This window comes from Exiguobacterium sp. USCH10 (assembly GCF_037619445.1).
Lineage (GTDB): Bacteria > Bacillota > Bacilli > Exiguobacteriales > Exiguobacteriaceae > Exiguobacterium > Exiguobacterium aestuarii_A.
Genome location: NZ_JAQPZO010000002.1, coordinates 453,508 through 471,260 on the forward strand (window position 1 = coordinate 453,508; position 17,753 = coordinate 471,260).

17 protein-coding genes and 1 riboswitch are annotated in these 17,753 nt (G+C 48.6%); of the genes, 4 read left to right on the top strand and 13 right to left on the bottom strand.

Translation table 11 applies throughout. The features are described from left to right. Nucleotides 1–1,209 (bottom strand): methionine adenosyltransferase, encoded by a 1,209-nt coding sequence (gene metK, locus PQI28_RS06885; protein ID WP_214782098.1) that lies wholly within the window; start codon nucleotides 1,207–1,209, stop codon nucleotides 1–3. Between the two features lie 132 nt (nucleotides 1,210–1,341). Beyond that, nucleotides 1,342–1,461: riboswitch (SAM riboswitch) on the bottom strand. Nucleotides 1,462–1,782: 321 nt separating this feature from the next. On the opposite strand from metK, the gene pckA reads away from it, so the two are divergent. Next, a complete protein-coding gene (gene pckA / locus PQI28_RS06890) occupies nucleotides 1,783–3,354 on the top strand; it encodes a phosphoenolpyruvate carboxykinase (ATP) (protein WP_339962821.1) in 1,572 nt (523 codons plus the stop codon). Nucleotides 3,355–3,377: 23 nt separating this feature from the next. Here the strand turns inward: pckA and PQI28_RS06895 are convergent, their stop codons facing one another. The 12 genes from PQI28_RS06895 to PQI28_RS06950 form a co-directional block, all read right to left on the bottom strand. Next, nucleotides 3,378–4,142 (bottom strand): alpha/beta hydrolase family protein, encoded by a 765-nt coding sequence (locus PQI28_RS06895; RefSeq protein ID WP_074033491.1) that lies wholly within the window; start codon nucleotides 4,140–4,142, stop codon nucleotides 3,378–3,380. Then, on the bottom strand, nucleotides 4,123–4,596 hold the full coding sequence (gene ytkD, locus PQI28_RS06900; RefSeq protein WP_074033492.1) for an RNA deprotection pyrophosphohydrolase: 474 nt from the start codon (nucleotides 4,594–4,596) through the stop codon (nucleotides 4,123–4,125). Before ytkD ends, PQI28_RS06895 begins: the two co-directional genes overlap by 20 nt. 99 nt (nucleotides 4,597–4,695) lie before the next feature. After that, the gene (locus tag PQI28_RS06905) at nucleotides 4,696–6,048 is read right to left on the bottom strand and encodes a glucose-6-phosphate isomerase (RefSeq protein ID WP_214782088.1); all 1,353 of its coding nucleotides are present in this window, start codon (nucleotides 6,046–6,048) and stop codon (nucleotides 4,696–4,698) included. A 106-nt stretch (nucleotides 6,049–6,154) separates the two neighbouring features. Further along, the gene (locus PQI28_RS06910) at nucleotides 6,155–7,318 is read right to left on the bottom strand and encodes an iron-containing alcohol dehydrogenase (protein ID WP_214782085.1); all 1,164 of its coding nucleotides are present in this window, start codon (nucleotides 7,316–7,318) and stop codon (nucleotides 6,155–6,157) included. A gap of 74 nt (nucleotides 7,319–7,392) precedes the next feature. After that, nucleotides 7,393–8,385 (bottom strand): Gfo/Idh/MocA family protein, encoded by a 993-nt coding sequence (locus tag PQI28_RS06915; protein WP_339962822.1) that lies wholly within the window; start codon nucleotides 8,383–8,385, stop codon nucleotides 7,393–7,395. Between the two features lie 101 nt (nucleotides 8,386–8,486). Beyond that, nucleotides 8,487–8,879: a S1 domain-containing post-transcriptional regulator GSP13 gene (yugI, locus tag PQI28_RS06920; protein WP_074033496.1), complete on the bottom strand. Its 393-nt coding sequence runs from the start codon at nucleotides 8,877–8,879 to the stop codon at nucleotides 8,487–8,489. A 197-nt stretch (nucleotides 8,880–9,076) separates the two neighbouring features. Further along, on the bottom strand, nucleotides 9,077–10,321 hold the full coding sequence (locus PQI28_RS06925) for a lysine N(6)-hydroxylase/L-ornithine N(5)-oxygenase family protein (RefSeq protein ID WP_339962823.1): 1,245 nt from the start codon (nucleotides 10,319–10,321) through the stop codon (nucleotides 9,077–9,079). Between the two features lie 58 nt (nucleotides 10,322–10,379). After that, the gene (locus PQI28_RS06930) at nucleotides 10,380–11,564 is read right to left on the bottom strand and encodes an aminotransferase (protein ID WP_339962824.1); all 1,185 of its coding nucleotides are present in this window, start codon (nucleotides 11,562–11,564) and stop codon (nucleotides 10,380–10,382) included. Continuing rightward, entirely contained in the window at nucleotides 11,561–12,055 is a 495-nt protein-coding gene (locus PQI28_RS06935) for an Lrp/AsnC family transcriptional regulator (RefSeq protein WP_074033499.1), read from the bottom strand. The genes PQI28_RS06930 and PQI28_RS06935 overlap by 4 nt, the downstream gene beginning before the upstream one ends. A gap of 2 nt (nucleotides 12,056–12,057) precedes the next feature. Beyond that, entirely contained in the window at nucleotides 12,058–12,858 is an 801-nt protein-coding gene (locus tag PQI28_RS06940; protein ID WP_214782074.1) for a glycosyltransferase family 2 protein, read from the bottom strand. Then, the gene (locus PQI28_RS06945; protein ID WP_012726804.1) at nucleotides 12,855–13,103 is read right to left on the bottom strand and encodes a NifU N-terminal domain-containing protein; all 249 of its coding nucleotides are present in this window, start codon (nucleotides 13,101–13,103) and stop codon (nucleotides 12,855–12,857) included. The genes PQI28_RS06940 and PQI28_RS06945 overlap by 4 nt, the downstream gene beginning before the upstream one ends. A 13-nt stretch (nucleotides 13,104–13,116) precedes the next feature. Further along, the gene (locus PQI28_RS06950; protein WP_214746317.1) at nucleotides 13,117–13,347 is read right to left on the bottom strand and encodes a DUF1871 family protein; all 231 of its coding nucleotides are present in this window, start codon (nucleotides 13,345–13,347) and stop codon (nucleotides 13,117–13,119) included. 546 nt (nucleotides 13,348–13,893) lie between these two features. On the opposite strand from PQI28_RS06950, the gene PQI28_RS06955 reads away from it, so the two are divergent. Genes PQI28_RS06955 through PQI28_RS06965 form a run of 3 tightly spaced genes read left to right on the top strand, consistent with a single transcriptional unit; the run spans nucleotide 13,894 to nucleotide 17,687 of the window. After that, nucleotides 13,894–16,134: a ribonucleoside-diphosphate reductase subunit alpha gene (locus PQI28_RS06955; protein WP_427373265.1), complete on the top strand. Its 2,241-nt coding sequence runs from the start codon at nucleotides 13,894–13,896 to the stop codon at nucleotides 16,132–16,134. A gap of 49 nt (nucleotides 16,135–16,183) precedes the next feature. After that, entirely contained in the window at nucleotides 16,184–16,690 is a 507-nt protein-coding gene (locus tag PQI28_RS06960; RefSeq protein WP_214693399.1) for a flavodoxin domain-containing protein, read from the top strand. After that, nucleotides 16,647–17,687 (top strand): ribonucleotide-diphosphate reductase subunit beta, encoded by a 1,041-nt coding sequence (locus tag PQI28_RS06965; RefSeq protein WP_074033504.1) that lies wholly within the window; start codon nucleotides 16,647–16,649, stop codon nucleotides 17,685–17,687. The genes PQI28_RS06960 and PQI28_RS06965 overlap by 44 nt, the downstream gene beginning before the upstream one ends. Nucleotides 17,688–17,753: the final 66 nt, after the last annotated feature.

Genomic DNA, 17,753 nt, shown 5'->3' on the forward strand with positions numbered 1-17,753 from the left:
TTACGCGAAACGCTTCGCGCCTTCTTCAAGAACTGCTGCTTTATCTGTTTGCTCCCATGGGAGTTCGATATCTGTACGACCGAAGTGACCGTAAGCTGCTGTTTGTTTGTAGATTGGACGGCGAAGGTCAAGCATCTTGATGATGCCTGCTGGACGGAGGTCGAAGTTCTCACGAACGAGTTCAACGAGCTCTGTTTCGCTCAATTTACCAGTGCCGAACGTATCGACAGCGATTGATACTGGATGTGCTACCCCAATCGCGTAAGCGAGTTGAACTTCTGCTTTATCCGCAAGTCCTGCTGCAACGATGTTTTTCGCTACATAACGAGCTGCGTATGCTGCTGAACGGTCAACTTTTGTAGGATCTTTACCAGAGAATGCGCCACCGCCGTGACGAGCGTATCCACCGTACGTATCGACGATGATTTTACGTCCTGTAAGACCTGCATCCCCTTGTGGTCCACCGATTACGAAGCGACCAGTCGGGTTGATGAAGTATTTCGTTTCAGCATCGATGAGTTCAGCCGGGATGACTGCCTCGATGACATACTTTTTCAAGTCTTCTTGAATTTGCTCGAGCGTGATCTCTTCTGCATGTTGTGTCGAGATGACGATCGTATCGATACGAACAGGGTTGTTGTCCTCATCGTACTCAACCGTTACTTGAGTCTTACCATCCGGACGGAGGTATTCAAGCGTACCGTTCTTACGAACTTCAGCAAGACGACGTGACAATTTGTGCGCCAATGAGATCGGAAGCGGCATGAGTTCAGGTGTCTCGTTTGTCGCGTATCCGAACATGAGACCTTGGTCTCCAGCACCGATTGCATCAAGTTCCTCTTCAGTCATCTGACCTTCACGTGCTTCAAGAGCTTGGTCAACACCTTGCGCGATGTCTACTGATTGCTCGTCAATCGACGTCAAGACTGCGCATGTTTCTGCGTCGAAACCATATTTCGCACGTGTGTATCCGATTTCACGGATTGTTTCACGGACAACTTTCGGGATATCCACGTAAGTTGACGTTGTGATTTCACCAGCTACGAGTACAAGACCCGTTGTGACAGACGTTTCTGCCGCAACACGGGCATTCGGGTCTTCCGCTAAAATGGCATCCAAAATCGAGTCAGAGATCTGATCACAAATTTTATCTGGATGTCCTTCAGTAACCGACTCTGAAGTAAAAAGTCGACGGTTCAATTTTGACATTCAAAAAACCTCCTATAATAAGGGTGATATGTGGACGGTACTCGTTCCCCTTACGCGTTGCTTTGGGACGGTAATGAAAAAAACCTCCCCCGATGACATACATGGGGAAAGGTTGAATCGTTCTTCCTTACCCTCTTATCGTTCGAAGCTAATGGCTTCGCTTCAGGATAGCACCTTTTCCGCACAAGACTTCATGTCGGACGGTTGCTGGGCTTCGTAGGGCCTTGTTCCCTCCACCGCTCAGAATAAGAGTATCCGTTACGAAAACCATCATATAAATGACGCTCGATTATGTCAAGGGAATCAGACGAATTCGTTAAAGTTTTCACCGACTTGCAAAACATTTCTGTTTGTGAATCGTCAAACATTTTTTAATTCGTTTCTGTTTTTTAACACCTTGTGATAAGAGAATGTGTTAAACTGTCTTTGTAAGAAAGCGCTTACTTAGAGAGAAGAAACGCTTGTGTTTGATTAGTGTGTCACATATAATTAAAAATGTCATACTGATTAATCGTAATCGCGGAAGTATGCGGATTTCATCCACATCTATTTAGGGGAAAGGTGGGATTCAGGATGGCGACAACGCTCCTGAAAATCGAAGAATTAATTAATGGTGCCGACATGAAACGGAACTTGACGGTTCCAGAACTGGTGGAAGAAGCCATCCAAAATGGTGAAGGTGTACTGACAAAAGACGGGGCTTTATCTGTCAGCACCGGTGCTTTTACCGGACGGTCACCGAAAGACAAATTCGTCGTACAAGATGAAGTCAGCAACAACCTTGTCGATTGGGGAAAAGTGAACCAACCGATCGCGGAAGAGAAGTTTTCAGCACTTCTTGACAAAGTACTCAACCATTTAGAAAAGAAAGACAAACTTTATTACCTCGAAGCATCTGCTGGTGCCGATGAGCACTACACGTTACCAGTTCGTGCCATTACAGAATATGCATGGCATAGTCTGTTCGCAAAACAGCTATTTTTACGCGAATGGCCAACGAAAGGTGCGTTCGACCCGTTCACTGTGATCTATGCACCGAGTTATAAAGCAGATCCTGCAGTGGATGGCACGAACTCAGAGACGTTCATTCTCGTTTCATTCGCCAAGCGCACGATTCTGATCGGGGGAACAGAATACGGTGGCGAAATTAAAAAATCAATCTTCTCCGTCATGAACTTCTTGTTACCTGAGCAAAACGTCTTATCGATGCACTGTTCGGCAAACGTCAACGATGCAAACGAAACGGCACTCTTCTTCGGGTTGTCGGGAACTGGGAAGACGACACTTTCAGCTGATCCGGAGCGCCACTTAATCGGAGACGATGAGCATGGATGGTCACCGGATGGGGTCTTCAACATTGAAGGCGGTTGCTACGCGAAGACGATTAACCTTTCGCGTAAGAACGAACCACAAATCTATGATGCAATCCGTTTCGGTTCATTGATTGAAAACGTCGTATTGAATGAAGATCGTACGCCGGACTACAAGAACATCTCCTTGACTGAAAATACGCGTGCGGCATATCCGATCGAATTCATCGACAACGCGATGCTCCCATCACGTGCCGGTCATCCAAATACGATCGTCTTCTTGACGGCCGATGCGTATGGTGTCTTGCCACCGATCAGCAAACTGACGAAAGAACAGGCGATGTATCACTTCTTGTCTGGTTATACGTCTAAGCTTGCTGGTACAGAGCGTGGTGTCACAGAACCACAAGCAACGTTCTCGACTTGCTTCGGTTCACCGTTCCTTCCGCTCGCTCCAGAGCGTTATGCGGATATGCTCGGTAAATTGATTGAAGAGCACGATGTAGATGTCTACCTCGTCAATACGGGCTGGACAGGTGGAGCATACGGCGAAGGTTCACGTATGAAACTCGCCTATACGCGTGCGATGGTCAATGCCGCCGTCAACGGCCAGCTCCGTGATGTGGAGACGATGAAACATGACATTTTCAATGTCGAGATTCCTGTAGCCATCGATGGTGTACCGAGCGACGTGCTCAATCCGCGAGATACGTGGAGCGACCCAGCTCGTTACGATGTCGAAGCAAAAGCACTCGCCATGAAATTTAAAGAAAACTTCACTCGCTTCACGAAAGCAAGTGAGTCCGTCATCGCAGCCGGACCACTCGTCATCTAACACAAAAGCACTGACTCGATTTTTTATCGAGTCAGTGCTTTTTCCTGTCGCAACATCCAATCCATCGCTTGTTCGGTCGTCTCCCATTTATCCCAAAACGGGAGCTGGTGACCGAACGGGAGCACCCAAAACTCTGCCTGTTCTCCTAATTTCTCGGCGACGGCTGTCGCATGACGTAAGCGAACTTGTTCATCGTCCGTACCGTGGATGAGCAGTGTCGGGGCGACCCATTCCTTGTAAAGCGGAGAACGGTCGACATACGCAGATTCTGCGGACTCGGGGTCCCCACCCGTCATCCGACGTAACATCTTCCGCATCGAACGCTGTTCTTCATACGTCCACTCGAGATTTGTCACGCCAGCCCATGAAGTAACCGTCGTGACCGGTCGTTCAGAAGCGAGGGAGAGGGCCATCATGCCTCCTCTTGAAAAGCCGAGAACGTGGACCGGTCGTCCACTCATGTGGACACGGTCGAATAGCGAGAGCACGTCCTCCAAGTCTTCTCCTCCAAAGTCTTCTTTTCCCGTCCCGCCGTGATTGCCACGATAGACCGGGGCGACGACGTGAAAGCCCCGCGATGCAAATTGCATGAGACGTGGTAAACGGACATCCCCGATTCGAGCAGTTCCTCCTCGTAAGTACATCAACACTTGGCCGTTTGAACGTTTCGGTTCAATCGAATACGCCACGACCTCTTCCCCATCTGTTGTCGTGTACCATCCTCGCGTTACCCGATAACCCGCATAAGGTGGTAACACATCGATTCGGTCAAACCAGTTTTTGATCATAGAGAACCCTCATCGTTTCCGGTAGGACACGGTCTTTCATCATGAAGCTGTAGCGTGGATTGCGCAATAAGTTATCCGGCAAGGCATCGATCAGGACAGCCCCATCTGTCTCGTCAATGGCAGGATGATCCTCGAATCGCTCAATCTCCGCATAATAAATGTTTTTGATGACCGTATCACCTCTACCTAACACACGGTACTGTCCCAAATAGCGCAACGTTTTGACGACTCCACCGGTCTCTTCGTACACTTCCCGGATGGCGGCATCGTCCTCGTGTTCTCCTGGCTCGACTTTCCCTCCTGGAAACTCGAGTCCGCGCTGTTTATGCTTCGTCAATACCCACTTGTCTTCATATCGGGCGACGACCCAGACGTGGAGCGGCGTGTCTGAGAACGGATAATGGGTGAAGCTTAACTCGACTTGATTATGATAGTAATCCTTGAATGTCTTCATAGTCCATCCCTTTCTTTCCCCTGTCTACTCTCACTTTACCTTGTCTTCACCCAGTTTCAAACAAAAAAATCGGTCCAACACGCGGACCGATTCGTTTTCTTATTGATTCAAACGTTTTTCGAGCTCTGCTTTTTGTTCTTCATAACCCGGTTTACCGAGTAACGCGAACATGTTCGCTTTGTAAGCTTCGACGCCTGGCTGGTTGAACGGGTTCACCCCAAGGATGTATCCGCTCATCGCACATGCTTTTTCGAAGAAGTAGAACAAGTAACCGAGGTGATACGGTGTCATCTCTGGCAATTCGACGACCAAGTTCGGTACATTGCCGTCAGTGTGTGCGAGAAGTGTTCCTTCTGTCGCCTTGTCGTTCACAAATTGAATCGTTTCGCCTGCGAGGAAGTTCAAACCGTCCAAATCTTGAGCGTCTTCTGGGACGTTCATCGAGTGACGGACTTCTTTCACACGAATGACCGTCTCGAACAAGTCACGACGACCTTCTTGGATGTATTGCCCCATCGAGTGGAGATCCGTCGAGAAGTCGACAGCCGCCGGGAAAATCCCTTTGTTGTCTTTTCCTTCTGATTCACCGTAAAGCTGTTTCCACCATTCTGACACGTAGTGAAGAGCTGGCTCATAGTTGACGAGCATCTCGATCGATTTGCCTTTCGCGTAAAGGGCGTTACGTACGACTGCATACTGATACGCTTCGTTTTCAGCCAATTCTGGTGAGCTGTAAGCGTTTTGTGCGTCGCGTGCACCTTCCATCAATGCATCGATATCAATTCCTGCAGCGGCAATCGGAAGAAGTCCGACTGGTGTGAGGACAGAGAAACGTCCACCGACATCATCTGGAATCACGAACGTCTCGTATCCTTCTGCGTCCGCAAGTGTCTTGAGTGCACCACGGGCACGGTCTGTCGTTGCATAGATCCGCTCACGCGCTCCATCTTGACCGTACTTGTCTTCCATGAACTGCTTGAGGACACGGAATGCAATCGCAGGTTCTGTCGTCGTTCCTGATTTCGAGATGACGTTGATTGAGACCTCTTTGCCTTCAAGTACTTGAAGCAACTCTCTCATATACGTTGAAGAGATATTGTGGCCCGCATAGAATACTTGTGGTGCCTTGCGCTCTTCTTTTGACAATACGTTGAAGAACGAATGTTGAAGCATTTCGATCGCTGCACGGGCACCGAGGTAAGATCCTCCGATTCCGACGACGACGAGAACGTCTGAATTCTCGCGAATTCGTTCCGCCGCAGCTTTGATTCGTGCGAACTCATCTTGATCGTATTCGGTCGGAAGATCGACCCACCCAAGAAAATCACTTCCGGCACCGCTCCGCTCGTGAATCACCGAGTGAAGGGTTTTTACCGTTTCTTGCATTTGGTCGATTTCGTGCTTCCCTACGAATGAGAGCGCGTTTGAATAATCGAAACGTACAGTTGACATGTCATTTCCTCCTTTAAATCGCTCGTAAAAGAGCCATACATGACCCATCATAAACGGAAACGCTAGATTCGTTCAATCATTATTGCAAAATAGGCAATAAATTGCCTTATTTGCTGAGTTCGAGGATATGCGCGACATCTTCACGTTCGAGTGTACGGAAACGACCGAATGCGCCACGTTTCATCGCAGAATCGAGAATCGCATCGAATGTCGACTCATCGATATCGTAGTCACGGAGTGAGTTTGGTGCACCGAGCTGGTCGAAGAATGCACGAATCGCTTCGATTGTACGTTTCCCAGTCTCCAAGTCGTTTTCACCTGGTTCCACATCGAATACTTCCGTACCGAGTCGGGCGAAACGTGCCGCGTTGTCTTCATCCAATACGTGCTCCATCCAACGTGGGAAGAGAATCGCGAGACCACCAGCGTGCGGGATATCGTGGACAGCCGATACAGCGTGCTCGATGTTGTGCGATGCCCAGTCACCAGAAGCACCCATTTGAAGGACGCCGTTCAACGCCATCGTACCTGAGAACAAGATGATGGCACGTAAATCGACGTTTTCTAAGTCGTTCACGAGTTTCGGTGCCGATTCAACGACTGCTTTCAAGACACCTTCTGTCATGCGTTCCTGTACTGGCGCATGGTTCGGGTGGAAGTATTGTTCGAAACAGTGGCTCATCATGTCGACAATACCGTAAATCGTCTGGTCTTTTGGAACCGAGACTGTATAACGTGGGTCAAGGATTGAGAATGTTGGGAAGACGAGTGGGTGACCCCAACCGAACTTCTCTTGTGTCTCCCAGTTCGTGATGACCGATCCTGAGTTCATTTCTGATCCTGTTGCCGCGAGTGTGAGGACCGTTCCAAATGGTACCGCCTCTGTCGGGATATGTTCGCGGAGCACGATGTCCCATGCATCCCCTTCATAAGGAATCGCTGCTGAAATGAGTTTCGTACAGTCGATGACGGAACCTCCGCCGACTGCGAGCAACGCATCGATGTTTTCTTCACGTGCAAATTTGACCGCACGACGTACTGTCTCAATACGCGGGTTCGGTTCGACGCCAGAGAAGTCTACGTATGAGATGCCAGCCTTTTCAAGCTCAGCCACGACTTCATCGTACGTTCCGTTCTTCTTGATGCTTCCGCCACCATAGACGAGCATCACTTTCTTCGCGTCGAGCGCGCCAAGTTCTTTCGATAATGTTTCGACTTGATGTGTACCGAAGATCAATTTCGTCGGGTTTTTGTATTCAAAGTTGTGCATGATTCATCCTCCTCGTAGAAATATGTAACACCTACACTATATACCCTGTTTTCAAAGAATGAAAAGTATCGTGCTTATGCGTAAATGCGATCGATGATGCGATGGAGTATGACGGCTTCCTCTGCTTGCCGATAGTTCGGTTCCTTTCGGCACGCTTCGAGAAACAGCTGAATTTGACGTTCATACGGATCATATTCAGTCAAATAGGCAGGTCGTTCGTCAAACAACGCCCCATATTTTTCAGTATGTAATGTGAGCGGGAATAGACTAGCCCCGGCGTTCGTTCCCCGGCACTCGACACGCATCGTATCTTCTGCTTCGACATTGGCCATGTAACTGACGTCGAGCAACAAAGAAGCACGCGTATCGAAGGTGATCATCGCTCTCGCCGTGTCTTCGACAGACAGAGATTCATGGTCCCATTTGCCCATCAAGCCCACACCCGGACGATTCCCTAAATATTGCCCGACATGACCGACAATCTCTTTTGGTTCCGGATAACCCATCAAGTGAAGCGCGAGATCTAACATATGGACGCCGATATCGAGTAGTGCCCCTCCACCCTGAAGCTCTTTGTCCGTGAACACGCCCCATCCAGGAATGCCTCGTCGGCGAAGGGCAAGTGCCGTTGCCGCATAGATGTCCCCCATCTCCCCTGCGTCAATCATCCGTTTTAAAAGAACCGCGTCGGCACGATGCCGATAATGGAATCCATAATGAAGCGTCTTCCCCGCTCGCTTTGCCGCTTCTAACATCTCCACCGCTTCATCTTCCGATATGCCCGGGGGCTTCTCACAGAGCACGTGACACCCTGCTTCTAGTGCAAGAAGCACTTGCTCTTTATGTAAGGCGTTCGGCGTACAGATGCTGACCGCATCGAGCTGCTCGTGCGTGAGCATCTCTTCGACCGTTTCATAGACGTTCGAAATGTTAAACTGTCGTGCGACACGTTCCCCATTCGCCCGTGTCCGATTCATGACCGCGACCACATCCACCCCTGCTTTTACATAATTCGGAATGTGGGCACTCGTCGCAATCCCGCCCGTTCCAATGATGCCAATCTTCATCTAATCTCCCCCTATTCGAATTACAGTTTCGTCATAAGCCCCATCGATTCCTGTAAAACACAAAAAAGGTGACCCGTTTAGAACGGGTCACCTTGGAACACTTACTTCTTGAAGTTTGTGTTTTTGATCCAGTCTTCAAGTTTGTCTTTGAGGACTGTGAATCCTGGAGCTTCTTCTTGCTTGAAGTTTGAAGATGCTTCGTTGCGGCGTGGCGCACGACGAGCTGGCTTCGCAGACTTCTCGCGTTTTGGAGCTTCTTGAGTCGCTTTCATTGAAAGCTTGATCTTTTTAGAAGCTTCGTCCACTTCAAGGATTTTCACTTCAACTTCTTGACCAACTTGAACGTAATCGTTTACGTCTTTTACGTAGTCGTGTGAGATTTCTGAAATGTGTACAAGACCTTGAGTCTCGTCATCGAGTGCTACGAAAGCACCGAAAGGTTGAATTCCTGTTACTTTACCTGTTAATACTTGATCTTTTTCGTATTTTGCCATTACAAACAACTCCTATGCTAAATTCATCAACTTACTATAACATACTTTTTTCGATAAAGTGTACAAATTAGTAAAAAAGATTATTTTTGACGTGTTGTTATGTTTTAAAGTCGAAGCGCGGGGTAAATACAAATCAAGCAAGACTTCAAGTATTCCCCCCTGATTCCGCTAGGCGACTCGCCTAGCCCTTTTTTTGTTCAAAACGTCGTGAACGGCTTTTGATGGCGAATCGGATAGACCGTTTCTCCAACCATTTCGTTCAACATCACCGCATTTCGATAGACGGCCATCCCTAGATTCGTTGCTGCGGGACCATGGGAATGCTCCAAGTTCGTATGTGTGAACAACTTCCCACCTAACGACTCGCTCATCATCACTTCATATGTGTCATGCACTGCCCATTCTCCCTCTTCTTCCCATACTACCGGAAGCTTAGCGACCCAAGACGGGATTACCGGGCGATAGCCTGTCGCCACAACGACGAGGTCGTACTCTTTCTCAATCACTTCTCCTGTATAGCGCTGCGTCCCCTTCAAACGATGCGTCAACCAGTCATAGGAAATGGATTCCACCTCGACTTGCGTCAGCATCTCTGCTCGCTTCGGCTCACCTTCTGCAGTCCGGTGATAGAGCGCCTCATAAATCGCCGTCATCGTCTCAGGGTTGACGCCATGGCGGAAACGTTCAAATGACTGAAGCAATTGTTGACGTGCTTCGTAAGACAAACCATGAAAATATTCGACATAGTCCACACTAAAAATCTCGTCCCCAATCTTTCCTGCTTCAAGTGACTCGAAATGATCAGAACGTGTGATCCAGTCGACACGTTGTTCATCCGTCGCTTCACGAAACAGATCAAGAAACACTTCTGCCGCACTCTGTCCACTGCCGACGACCGCGACGCGATAACGATCTCGAAGGACGTCCCGATAGGTTAAATACTCGCTCGTATGGATAACTTGTTCAAAACCTTCCGGCACAAACGGTTCTGCCCCAGTTCCAAGAACAACATGTGTAGCTTGAACTTGAGTCGTTTCACCGTTTGATTCGACCGTCACAAGAAAACCATTTTCCTCGACCAACACATCCGTCACCTCATGATTGAAGTGGATGGTCGACAGCTGTTCGGCGACCCAACGCAAATATCGATTGTATTCCGTCCGAGGAATTTTATCTTGTTCTTGCGTGATGAACGTCTGGAGACGCCCCGTCTCACTCAAGTAGTTCAAGAAACTCGATGCGTTGGTCGGATCCGCGAGCGTGACGAGATCTTGTAAGTAATGTGTTTGCATCGTCATCCCTTCAATGAGCATCCCTTCATGCCACATCATTTCCTTCCGCTTTTCAAAGCAAATCCCGCGTAGTGATGTCTTTTCCGCGAGAGCCATTAATCCAAGATTATAAGGACCACATCCGATTGCAACAAAGTCAACTTGTTTCATTTTCTTCACCTCGCCCATCTTTTCCCTCTCATTATATCGCTAAAACAGCAAAAGACCCTCACGAATGAGAGTCCTTGACCGCTGTGACTTCGAATTGCTGCATGAATCGATGGATGCGTCGAATCGCTTCTTGTAACTGTTCGAGCGACGTCGCATAGCTCGCCCGAACGAACCCTTCCCCACTCTCACCGAAGGCGTTCCCTGGGACGACAGCGACCCGTTCTTCAAGTAAAAGACGTTCCGCAAATTCTTCACTCGTCAACCCCGTGTGTCGAATCGACGGGAAGGCATAGAAAGCTCCACCCGGCACGTGTGTCGGGAGACCTGCCTCATTCAGCGCCTGAATGAAATAGTTCCGACGTTGACGATAGCTCTTCACCATGTTCGGTACGTGTTGATGACGTGAACGAAGTGCCTCGAGTCCGCCGAATTGAACGAGCGTCGGGGCGCACATCATGCCATATTGATGCACCTTCAACATTTCCCGCGTCACGACTTCAGGGGCACAAGTGAAACCGAGGCGCCATCCGGTCATCGCGAACGCTTTTGAGAAACCATTGATGACGATTGTCCGATCCCGCATATCGTGAAGTGTCGCGAAACTCGTGAACGGCTCGTCATAGCAAAGTTCCGCATAAATCTCGTCACTGACAACCCAAAGGTCATACTTGGTCGCGAGTTCTGCGATTTGCGCGAGCTCATCGGCGTTCATCGTTGCTCCCGTCGGGTTGGACGGGAAGCAGAGGAGAATCGCTTTCGTCCGCTCGGTGATGACGCGCTCGACATCATCGCGGTCGAGGCGAAAACCCTTTTCCGGACGACAGGCGACAGGAACAACTTTCCCACCCGCCATCTCGATGAGCGGTCCGTAAGATACGAAAGCAGGTTCGACGACGATGACTTCATCACCTGGGTTCAGGAGAGCACGGAATGCGATATCGAGCGCCTGAGAGGCACCTGTCGTCACAATCAATTCAGATGCCGGATCGTATTTGACTGAAAATCGTTCTTTCATATAAGTAGCAATCTCTTCACGTAATTCGATGAGTCCTGCATTGGCACTATACGCCGTATATCCTTGTTCGAGTGCGACATAGCTCGCTTCTCGTACGTTCCAAGGCGTGATGAAATCCGGTTCTCCCACCCCGAGAGAGACCACGTTTTCCATCTTTTGCGCCAAATCAAAGAAGCGGCGGATGCCTGATGGCTTCATGGAGACAACTTGATTGGATAATGACTTCATGGCGTGATGTTCAACCGCTTGTCTTCAGTTTGTGGGGTGAACAAAATCCCGTCGTGTTTGTACGTCTTCAATTTGAAGTGTGTCGTCGTCGATAAGACCGAGTCAAGTGGTGACAACTTGTCAGAGACGAACGAAGCCACGTCTTGGAGCGAGCTCGCTTGAATGACGACTTGGAGATCGTAAGCACCTGACATCAGATAAAGGGCCGTCACTTCCGGGAAGCGATAAATACGCTCGGCCACATCATCAAATCCACGTCCTCGTTTCGGCGCAACTTTGACATCGATAAACGCCGTGACATCATGCCGGTTGATTTTTTGCCAATTGACCATCGCCCGAAAACCAAGCAAAATGCCGTCTTGTTTGAACTTCTCGAGCATCGACTCAATCGTTTCTTCATCAAGCGCCAACAAATCAGCCAACATCTTCGTCTCCAAATAGCCCTTTTCTTCTAACAACTCTAATAGTTCAAGTTCTTTTGATGAATACATACTTATTCTCCTTCCGTCCGACCAGGTAACACGCCTGTGAACGTTCTCTCTGTCTGCCTCACATATGGACGTCGTTCCTCTTGGACCATATGGAAATTCTTCATCCCCATGTCTGTCAGCCCATGCTTCTGACAAAAGCGGTCAAAGTAACGACGTCTCGTTTCGTCTTGTTTCGCTGATAAGTTGTCCGTCCCATTGAATGCGTAGAGAACCGTCGCTCGAGCGGGATGGGACACGGTGAACGTCTCCATGACCCTCAAGAAAAAATCCCAGTCCCAATAATTATAGACATCTTCATCGAAGAGACCGATTGTGTCATGGATTGATTTGCGATACATCGTACCGGACGGGATGAACGTCGAGTCCTTTCGCATCCGCTCACGGTCGAAGTCATATGCGAACGGTTCCCAGTCCATCACTACTCGACGACCGCCTTCCCATGTAAAACGGAATAGCTCGGCATCCGTATAGACGAAGTCCGCTTCTTGTAAATCGCGTAGTCCATCTTCGATGTGAGTCGGCATGAGCAAATCATCATCGTCTAACAGTAAGATGACGTTCCCTTTCGCTTCGAGTACGCCACGATTCCGCGCACGGACGTGATGATTCTCCCCGACTTCAATGACACGCACATCCAATTGATTCAAAAAAGGCGCCAAAATATGCTGTTTTGGCGGCCCTTCATTATTCATGACCAAGACTTCGAACTGCTGAAACGTTTGGACCGTTAAGCTTTCAAGCAGCTCCGTCAATTCCATCTCGCGCTTATAGGCTGGAATGACAATCGAGACAACCGGGTTCATCCGCGATATGCCGTCTCAACGTGTGGAAGGATTGCTTCCCAACTCACGCCATTCTCTTTTGAAACGGTTACAAAGTCGCCGTATGCGAATACACTCTCGACACCTTCAATCTCGACAAGTTTCGCAAGGAGCGGCTGATCTGTCGCTTCTCCTGCTTTCACACTTTGGCTTTTTGCGCCGAATACGTTCTCTGGAAGTGTGACTTTCATTGCATTCGGGTTTGGTGTTGGATCAATTCGTAACATTAATTCTTCCTCCTTATAGTTGGCAAGATGACGACGCGAATAGTTGCTGCGCCATCTTCATGATTTCTTCTTCAGGGGGACACTCATCGAACGCCTCAAGAAGCGTGCGGCGAATCACATCGGTCAATTGTTCTGAAGATTCGACATAGGTTAATGCTACCATCACCTCATCGAACTCCGGTCCGTATGAACCTGTTCCATAACCGAGCGGGTCCCATGTTAATAATAAGTCTTCTGTACGCACTTGTTAAACCCTTCTTTTCGTTGAAATCCATGTCCTACCTCATCAATCTACCTTACTTTTTGTTCGGATACCAGCCTTGACAAATGGATTCATTCGTCACGATTTGACGAAACACTATATCTAGTATTGATCGATTCATGCAGGTATTCTGATGGTCGACGTCAAATACAATACATTCGTGCCTACATAGAGGTTCAAACAACCCTTCCTCGAAGATGAAATCGAATTCATTTTTATGTGAAGAACTATGCAATTAGAATTCATAAAAATTTTTCATCTCATTTCCCTGTCTCAAATCGGGTCATGAAGCCCTTTTCGAACAAAAGCAAAACACCGACCCGCACATTCAAGAATGTCAAGGATTGAAAAACTAAATATAGGTGTTTTATGATTAAAAAGATAAAAATGTGTCAATATATAGTTAACAGCTATTTTGGTCGTTGACACATTATTGTGACAGGTTAGGAAGTTCTTATTATACTTTCATAACGTCTACATCTATTAAAGGAGTGATCGATTTTGACATCCCCTATCCACCACGAGACGATGTTACCAGCGGCGCCAACGCTCGCTGATGTTTCTTCTCTTATTCAATCTATCCAAACACGGTATCCTCATTTAAGTGTACAGCGTTACGAGGAACGCGCGATTCGGGCGCTCGAGACGAAGACGCTGACACAAGATGTAGTATATGACTTATTGACGATGCATGCGCTCGATATGTTGAAAGCCGAAGAACCGGACTGGACGTTCGTGGCGACAGAGATGTATCTGAACCGTCTCTATCTCGAGGCGGCACGCAATCGTGGCTATGATGCGTCGATGCGCTACGGCAACTTCCATCACTTGATTGAGACGTTGACATCAAAACGCATCTTTACTTCAGCACTGATGGATACGTATTCAAAAGAAGATATGGACCACCTCGAGACGTTGATTGACCCGTCTCGCGACCGTCTCTTCACCTACATCGGACTTCGCACGTTATCGGACCGTTACCTCGGCCGCGACCATGTGAAGAATTTATACGAGCTTCCGCAAGAGCGCTTCATGGTCATCGCGATGACCCTCATGCAAAAAGAGGATGAGAAAACACGCCTCAAACTCGTCGAAGAAGCGTACTGGGCGCTCTCAAACCTTTATATGACCGTCGCGACACCGACGTTATCGAACGCCGGTAAGTCATACGGGCAGCTCAGCTCTTGCTTCATCGATACAGTCGACGACTCGCTTCGTGGCATTTACGACTCCAACACCGACGTGGCGACCCTTTCAAAAGGTGGCGGCGGAATCGGCGTCTACCTCGGTAAAATCCGCTCACGCGGAAGTGACATCAAAGGATTCAAAGGCGTCTCGAGTGGTGCCCTTCCTTGGATGAAACAATTGAACAACACGGCCGTCTCTGTCGACCAACTCGGCATGCGCCAAGGTTCAATCGCCGTATATCTAGACATCTGGCATAAAGACATCTTCGAATTCTTAGATGCAAAGTTGAACAACGGGGATGAGCGTCTTCGGACGCACGACTTGTTCACAGGAGTCTGTTTACCGGACCTCTTCATGCGTACGGTCGAGGCACGCGGTGAGTGGCACTTATTCGACCCGCATGAGATTCGCACGGTGATGGGATATAGCCTTGAGGACTACTTCGACGAAACGGAAAACGGCGGTAGCTTCACAGAGAAATACATGGAGTGTGTCAACACACCAGAATTGTCTCGCGTGACCGTACCTGCCATCGACCTCGTGAAGCGTTACATGCGCTCACAGCTTGAGACAGGTACGCCGTACATGTTCTTCCGTGACGCTGTGAACCGGGCAAACCCAAACAAACACGCCGGTATGATTTATAGCTCGAACCTCTGTTCAGAGATTGCACAAAACATGTCAGCAACGACGATTGAAGAAGAGTACACACAAGACGGAAAAATCGTCATCACGAAAACACCAGGTGATTTCGTCGTCTGTAACTTGAGCTCAATTGCACTCGCCCGTGCGGTGAAAGCAGACGTGCTCGAACGCCTGATCCCGATTCAAATGCGTATGCTCGACAACGTCATTGACTTGAACACCATTGAAGTGCCACAAGCGATGATTACGAACCAGAAGTATCGCGCGGTCGGTCTCGGCACGTTCGGATGGCATCATCTACTCGCCCTCGAAGGAATCCGCTGGGAATCGGTCGACGCCGTTCAATACGCGGAGAAACTCTACGAGAAGATTGCCTACCTCACGATCCAAGCTTCGATGGAGCTCGCGAAGGAGAAAGGCGCGTTCGGCGTCTTCGAAGGATCGGAATGGCATACAGGGGAATACTTCAAGCGCCGGAACTATCGCTCGCACGACGAGTTGGATTGGGATGGTCTCGCAGAAGCCGTCCACCAAAACGGTGTTCGTAACGCCTATATGATGGCTGTTGCACCGAACTCGTCGACTGCTATCATCGCGGGTAGTACCGCTTCGATTGACCCGGTCTATAAAAAAGTCTACTCAGAAGAGAAGAAGAACTATAAGATTCCAGTCACGGTGCCAGATTTGACACCTGAGACGAACTGGTTCTATAAATCAGCATTCGAAGTCGATCAACTATGGAGCATCCGTCAAAACGCATCGCGCCAACGTCACATCGACCAAGCAATCAGCTTCAACTTGTACGTGAAGAACGATGTGAAAGCGACAGAGCTTCTCGCGATGCACTTAGAAGCTTGGTCTCTCGGTATGAAATCGATTTATTACACACGTTCAACGACCGTTGAAGTAGATGAATGTGAGTCTTGTGCCTCATAACTTGTTTGATTCATCATTAGTCCGTTTTTAGTGAAAGGTGGTTAACGACATGAACATTGCAATCATTTGTCATTCGATGAGCGGAAACACGGAAGAAGTGGCGACGCTCATCGAGTCGACCCACCATCATCGTGGTGACCACGTTGTCCGCTACGACGCAGATCGGGTCGGATACCGGGAAGCCCAGTCTCTCGCATCGTGTGACCTCGTCTATTTCGGGTCTTACACATGGGCAGACGGCATCTTGCCGGATGAAATGAAGGACACGTTCCGTCTCGTACTGAAAGAATTGAATGTACCGATTCGTCAGGCAGCCGTATTCGGAACAGGTGATAAAATGTTTGTTCACTTCTGTCGAGCGGTCGATGAGATGGCGTACCACCTTTCAAAATATGGAATCCCACTAGCCGGTGAACTGCTTAAAATCGAGCAGTCGCCTCGCAACCAACCGTTCAACGTCCAGCACTGGGCAGAACGGATGGCTCAGAATGTAGAAGAAGGAGTCATGCACCATGTCGATTCAGAAAATCAAATTATTGTCGCCCAAACATCCTAACCGGGCAACCGCCATCATCGGTGGCGAAACAAGCTCAATCGTGAACTGGAACGATATCGCATATCCTCAGTTTTATACGATTTATAAGCAGTTGCTTTCAAACTTTTGGATCCCAGATGAGATTTCGATGTCGAAAGACATGCAACAGTGGCCGCAACTAACGGAACGTGAACAAGACGCGTTCAAACGGATCATCGGACTATTATCGATTCTCGACTCTGTCCAGACACGATACATCCTCGAGTCGTCGATGTTCTCGTCAGACTCATCCGTGCACGCCGTACTTGCCGTCATCGCGCAACAGGAAGTCGTACACAATCAATCGTACAGTTACGTTTTATCAAGCCTTGTCCCACTCGCTGAACAAAATCGTATTTTTGATATTGCGAAAGATGACGAGATGGTCATGAAACGTAACCAATTCATCCTGGACTTATATGAAGAGTTCCGCGATACGCCAAACGCAGAGAATTTCGCAAAATCACTTGTGGCCTCGGTCATTTTGGAAGGCATCAACTTCTATTCTGGATTTGCCTACTTCTATAACCTTGCCCGTCACCAAAAGATGGTCGGGACGTCAACGATGATCAGTTATATCCAGCGCGACGAGATGCAACATTCTTACTTCATCAGCCAGTTGCTCCGTGCCGTTTTGACTGAAAATCCAAAGATTGATGCGGATGGACAGTTCAGCCAATTCGTATACGATACGATGGCAGAGGCCGTCGACCTTGAGATTGAGTGGTGTGAATACGTCCTTCGCGACCTCGATGGACTCGACGTCAGTGAGATGCGTGACTACGTCAAATACTTGGCAAACAAACGCTTACGTGTAATCGGTCTGAACGATTTGTACGAAGGATATGACGAAGATGTCATGCCTTGGATCCGTGCATACTCAGACGACTCGCTCAACGCAACAAAATCTGATTTCTTCGAACAAAAATCGCGTTCGTATGCGAAAGTGACAGACGCCAACGGTTTCGACGATTTGTAAGATACGCGATCAACCGAACCTTTACATGGTTCGGTTTTTTTGTTGCATCAAAAAAACCTTAGACAC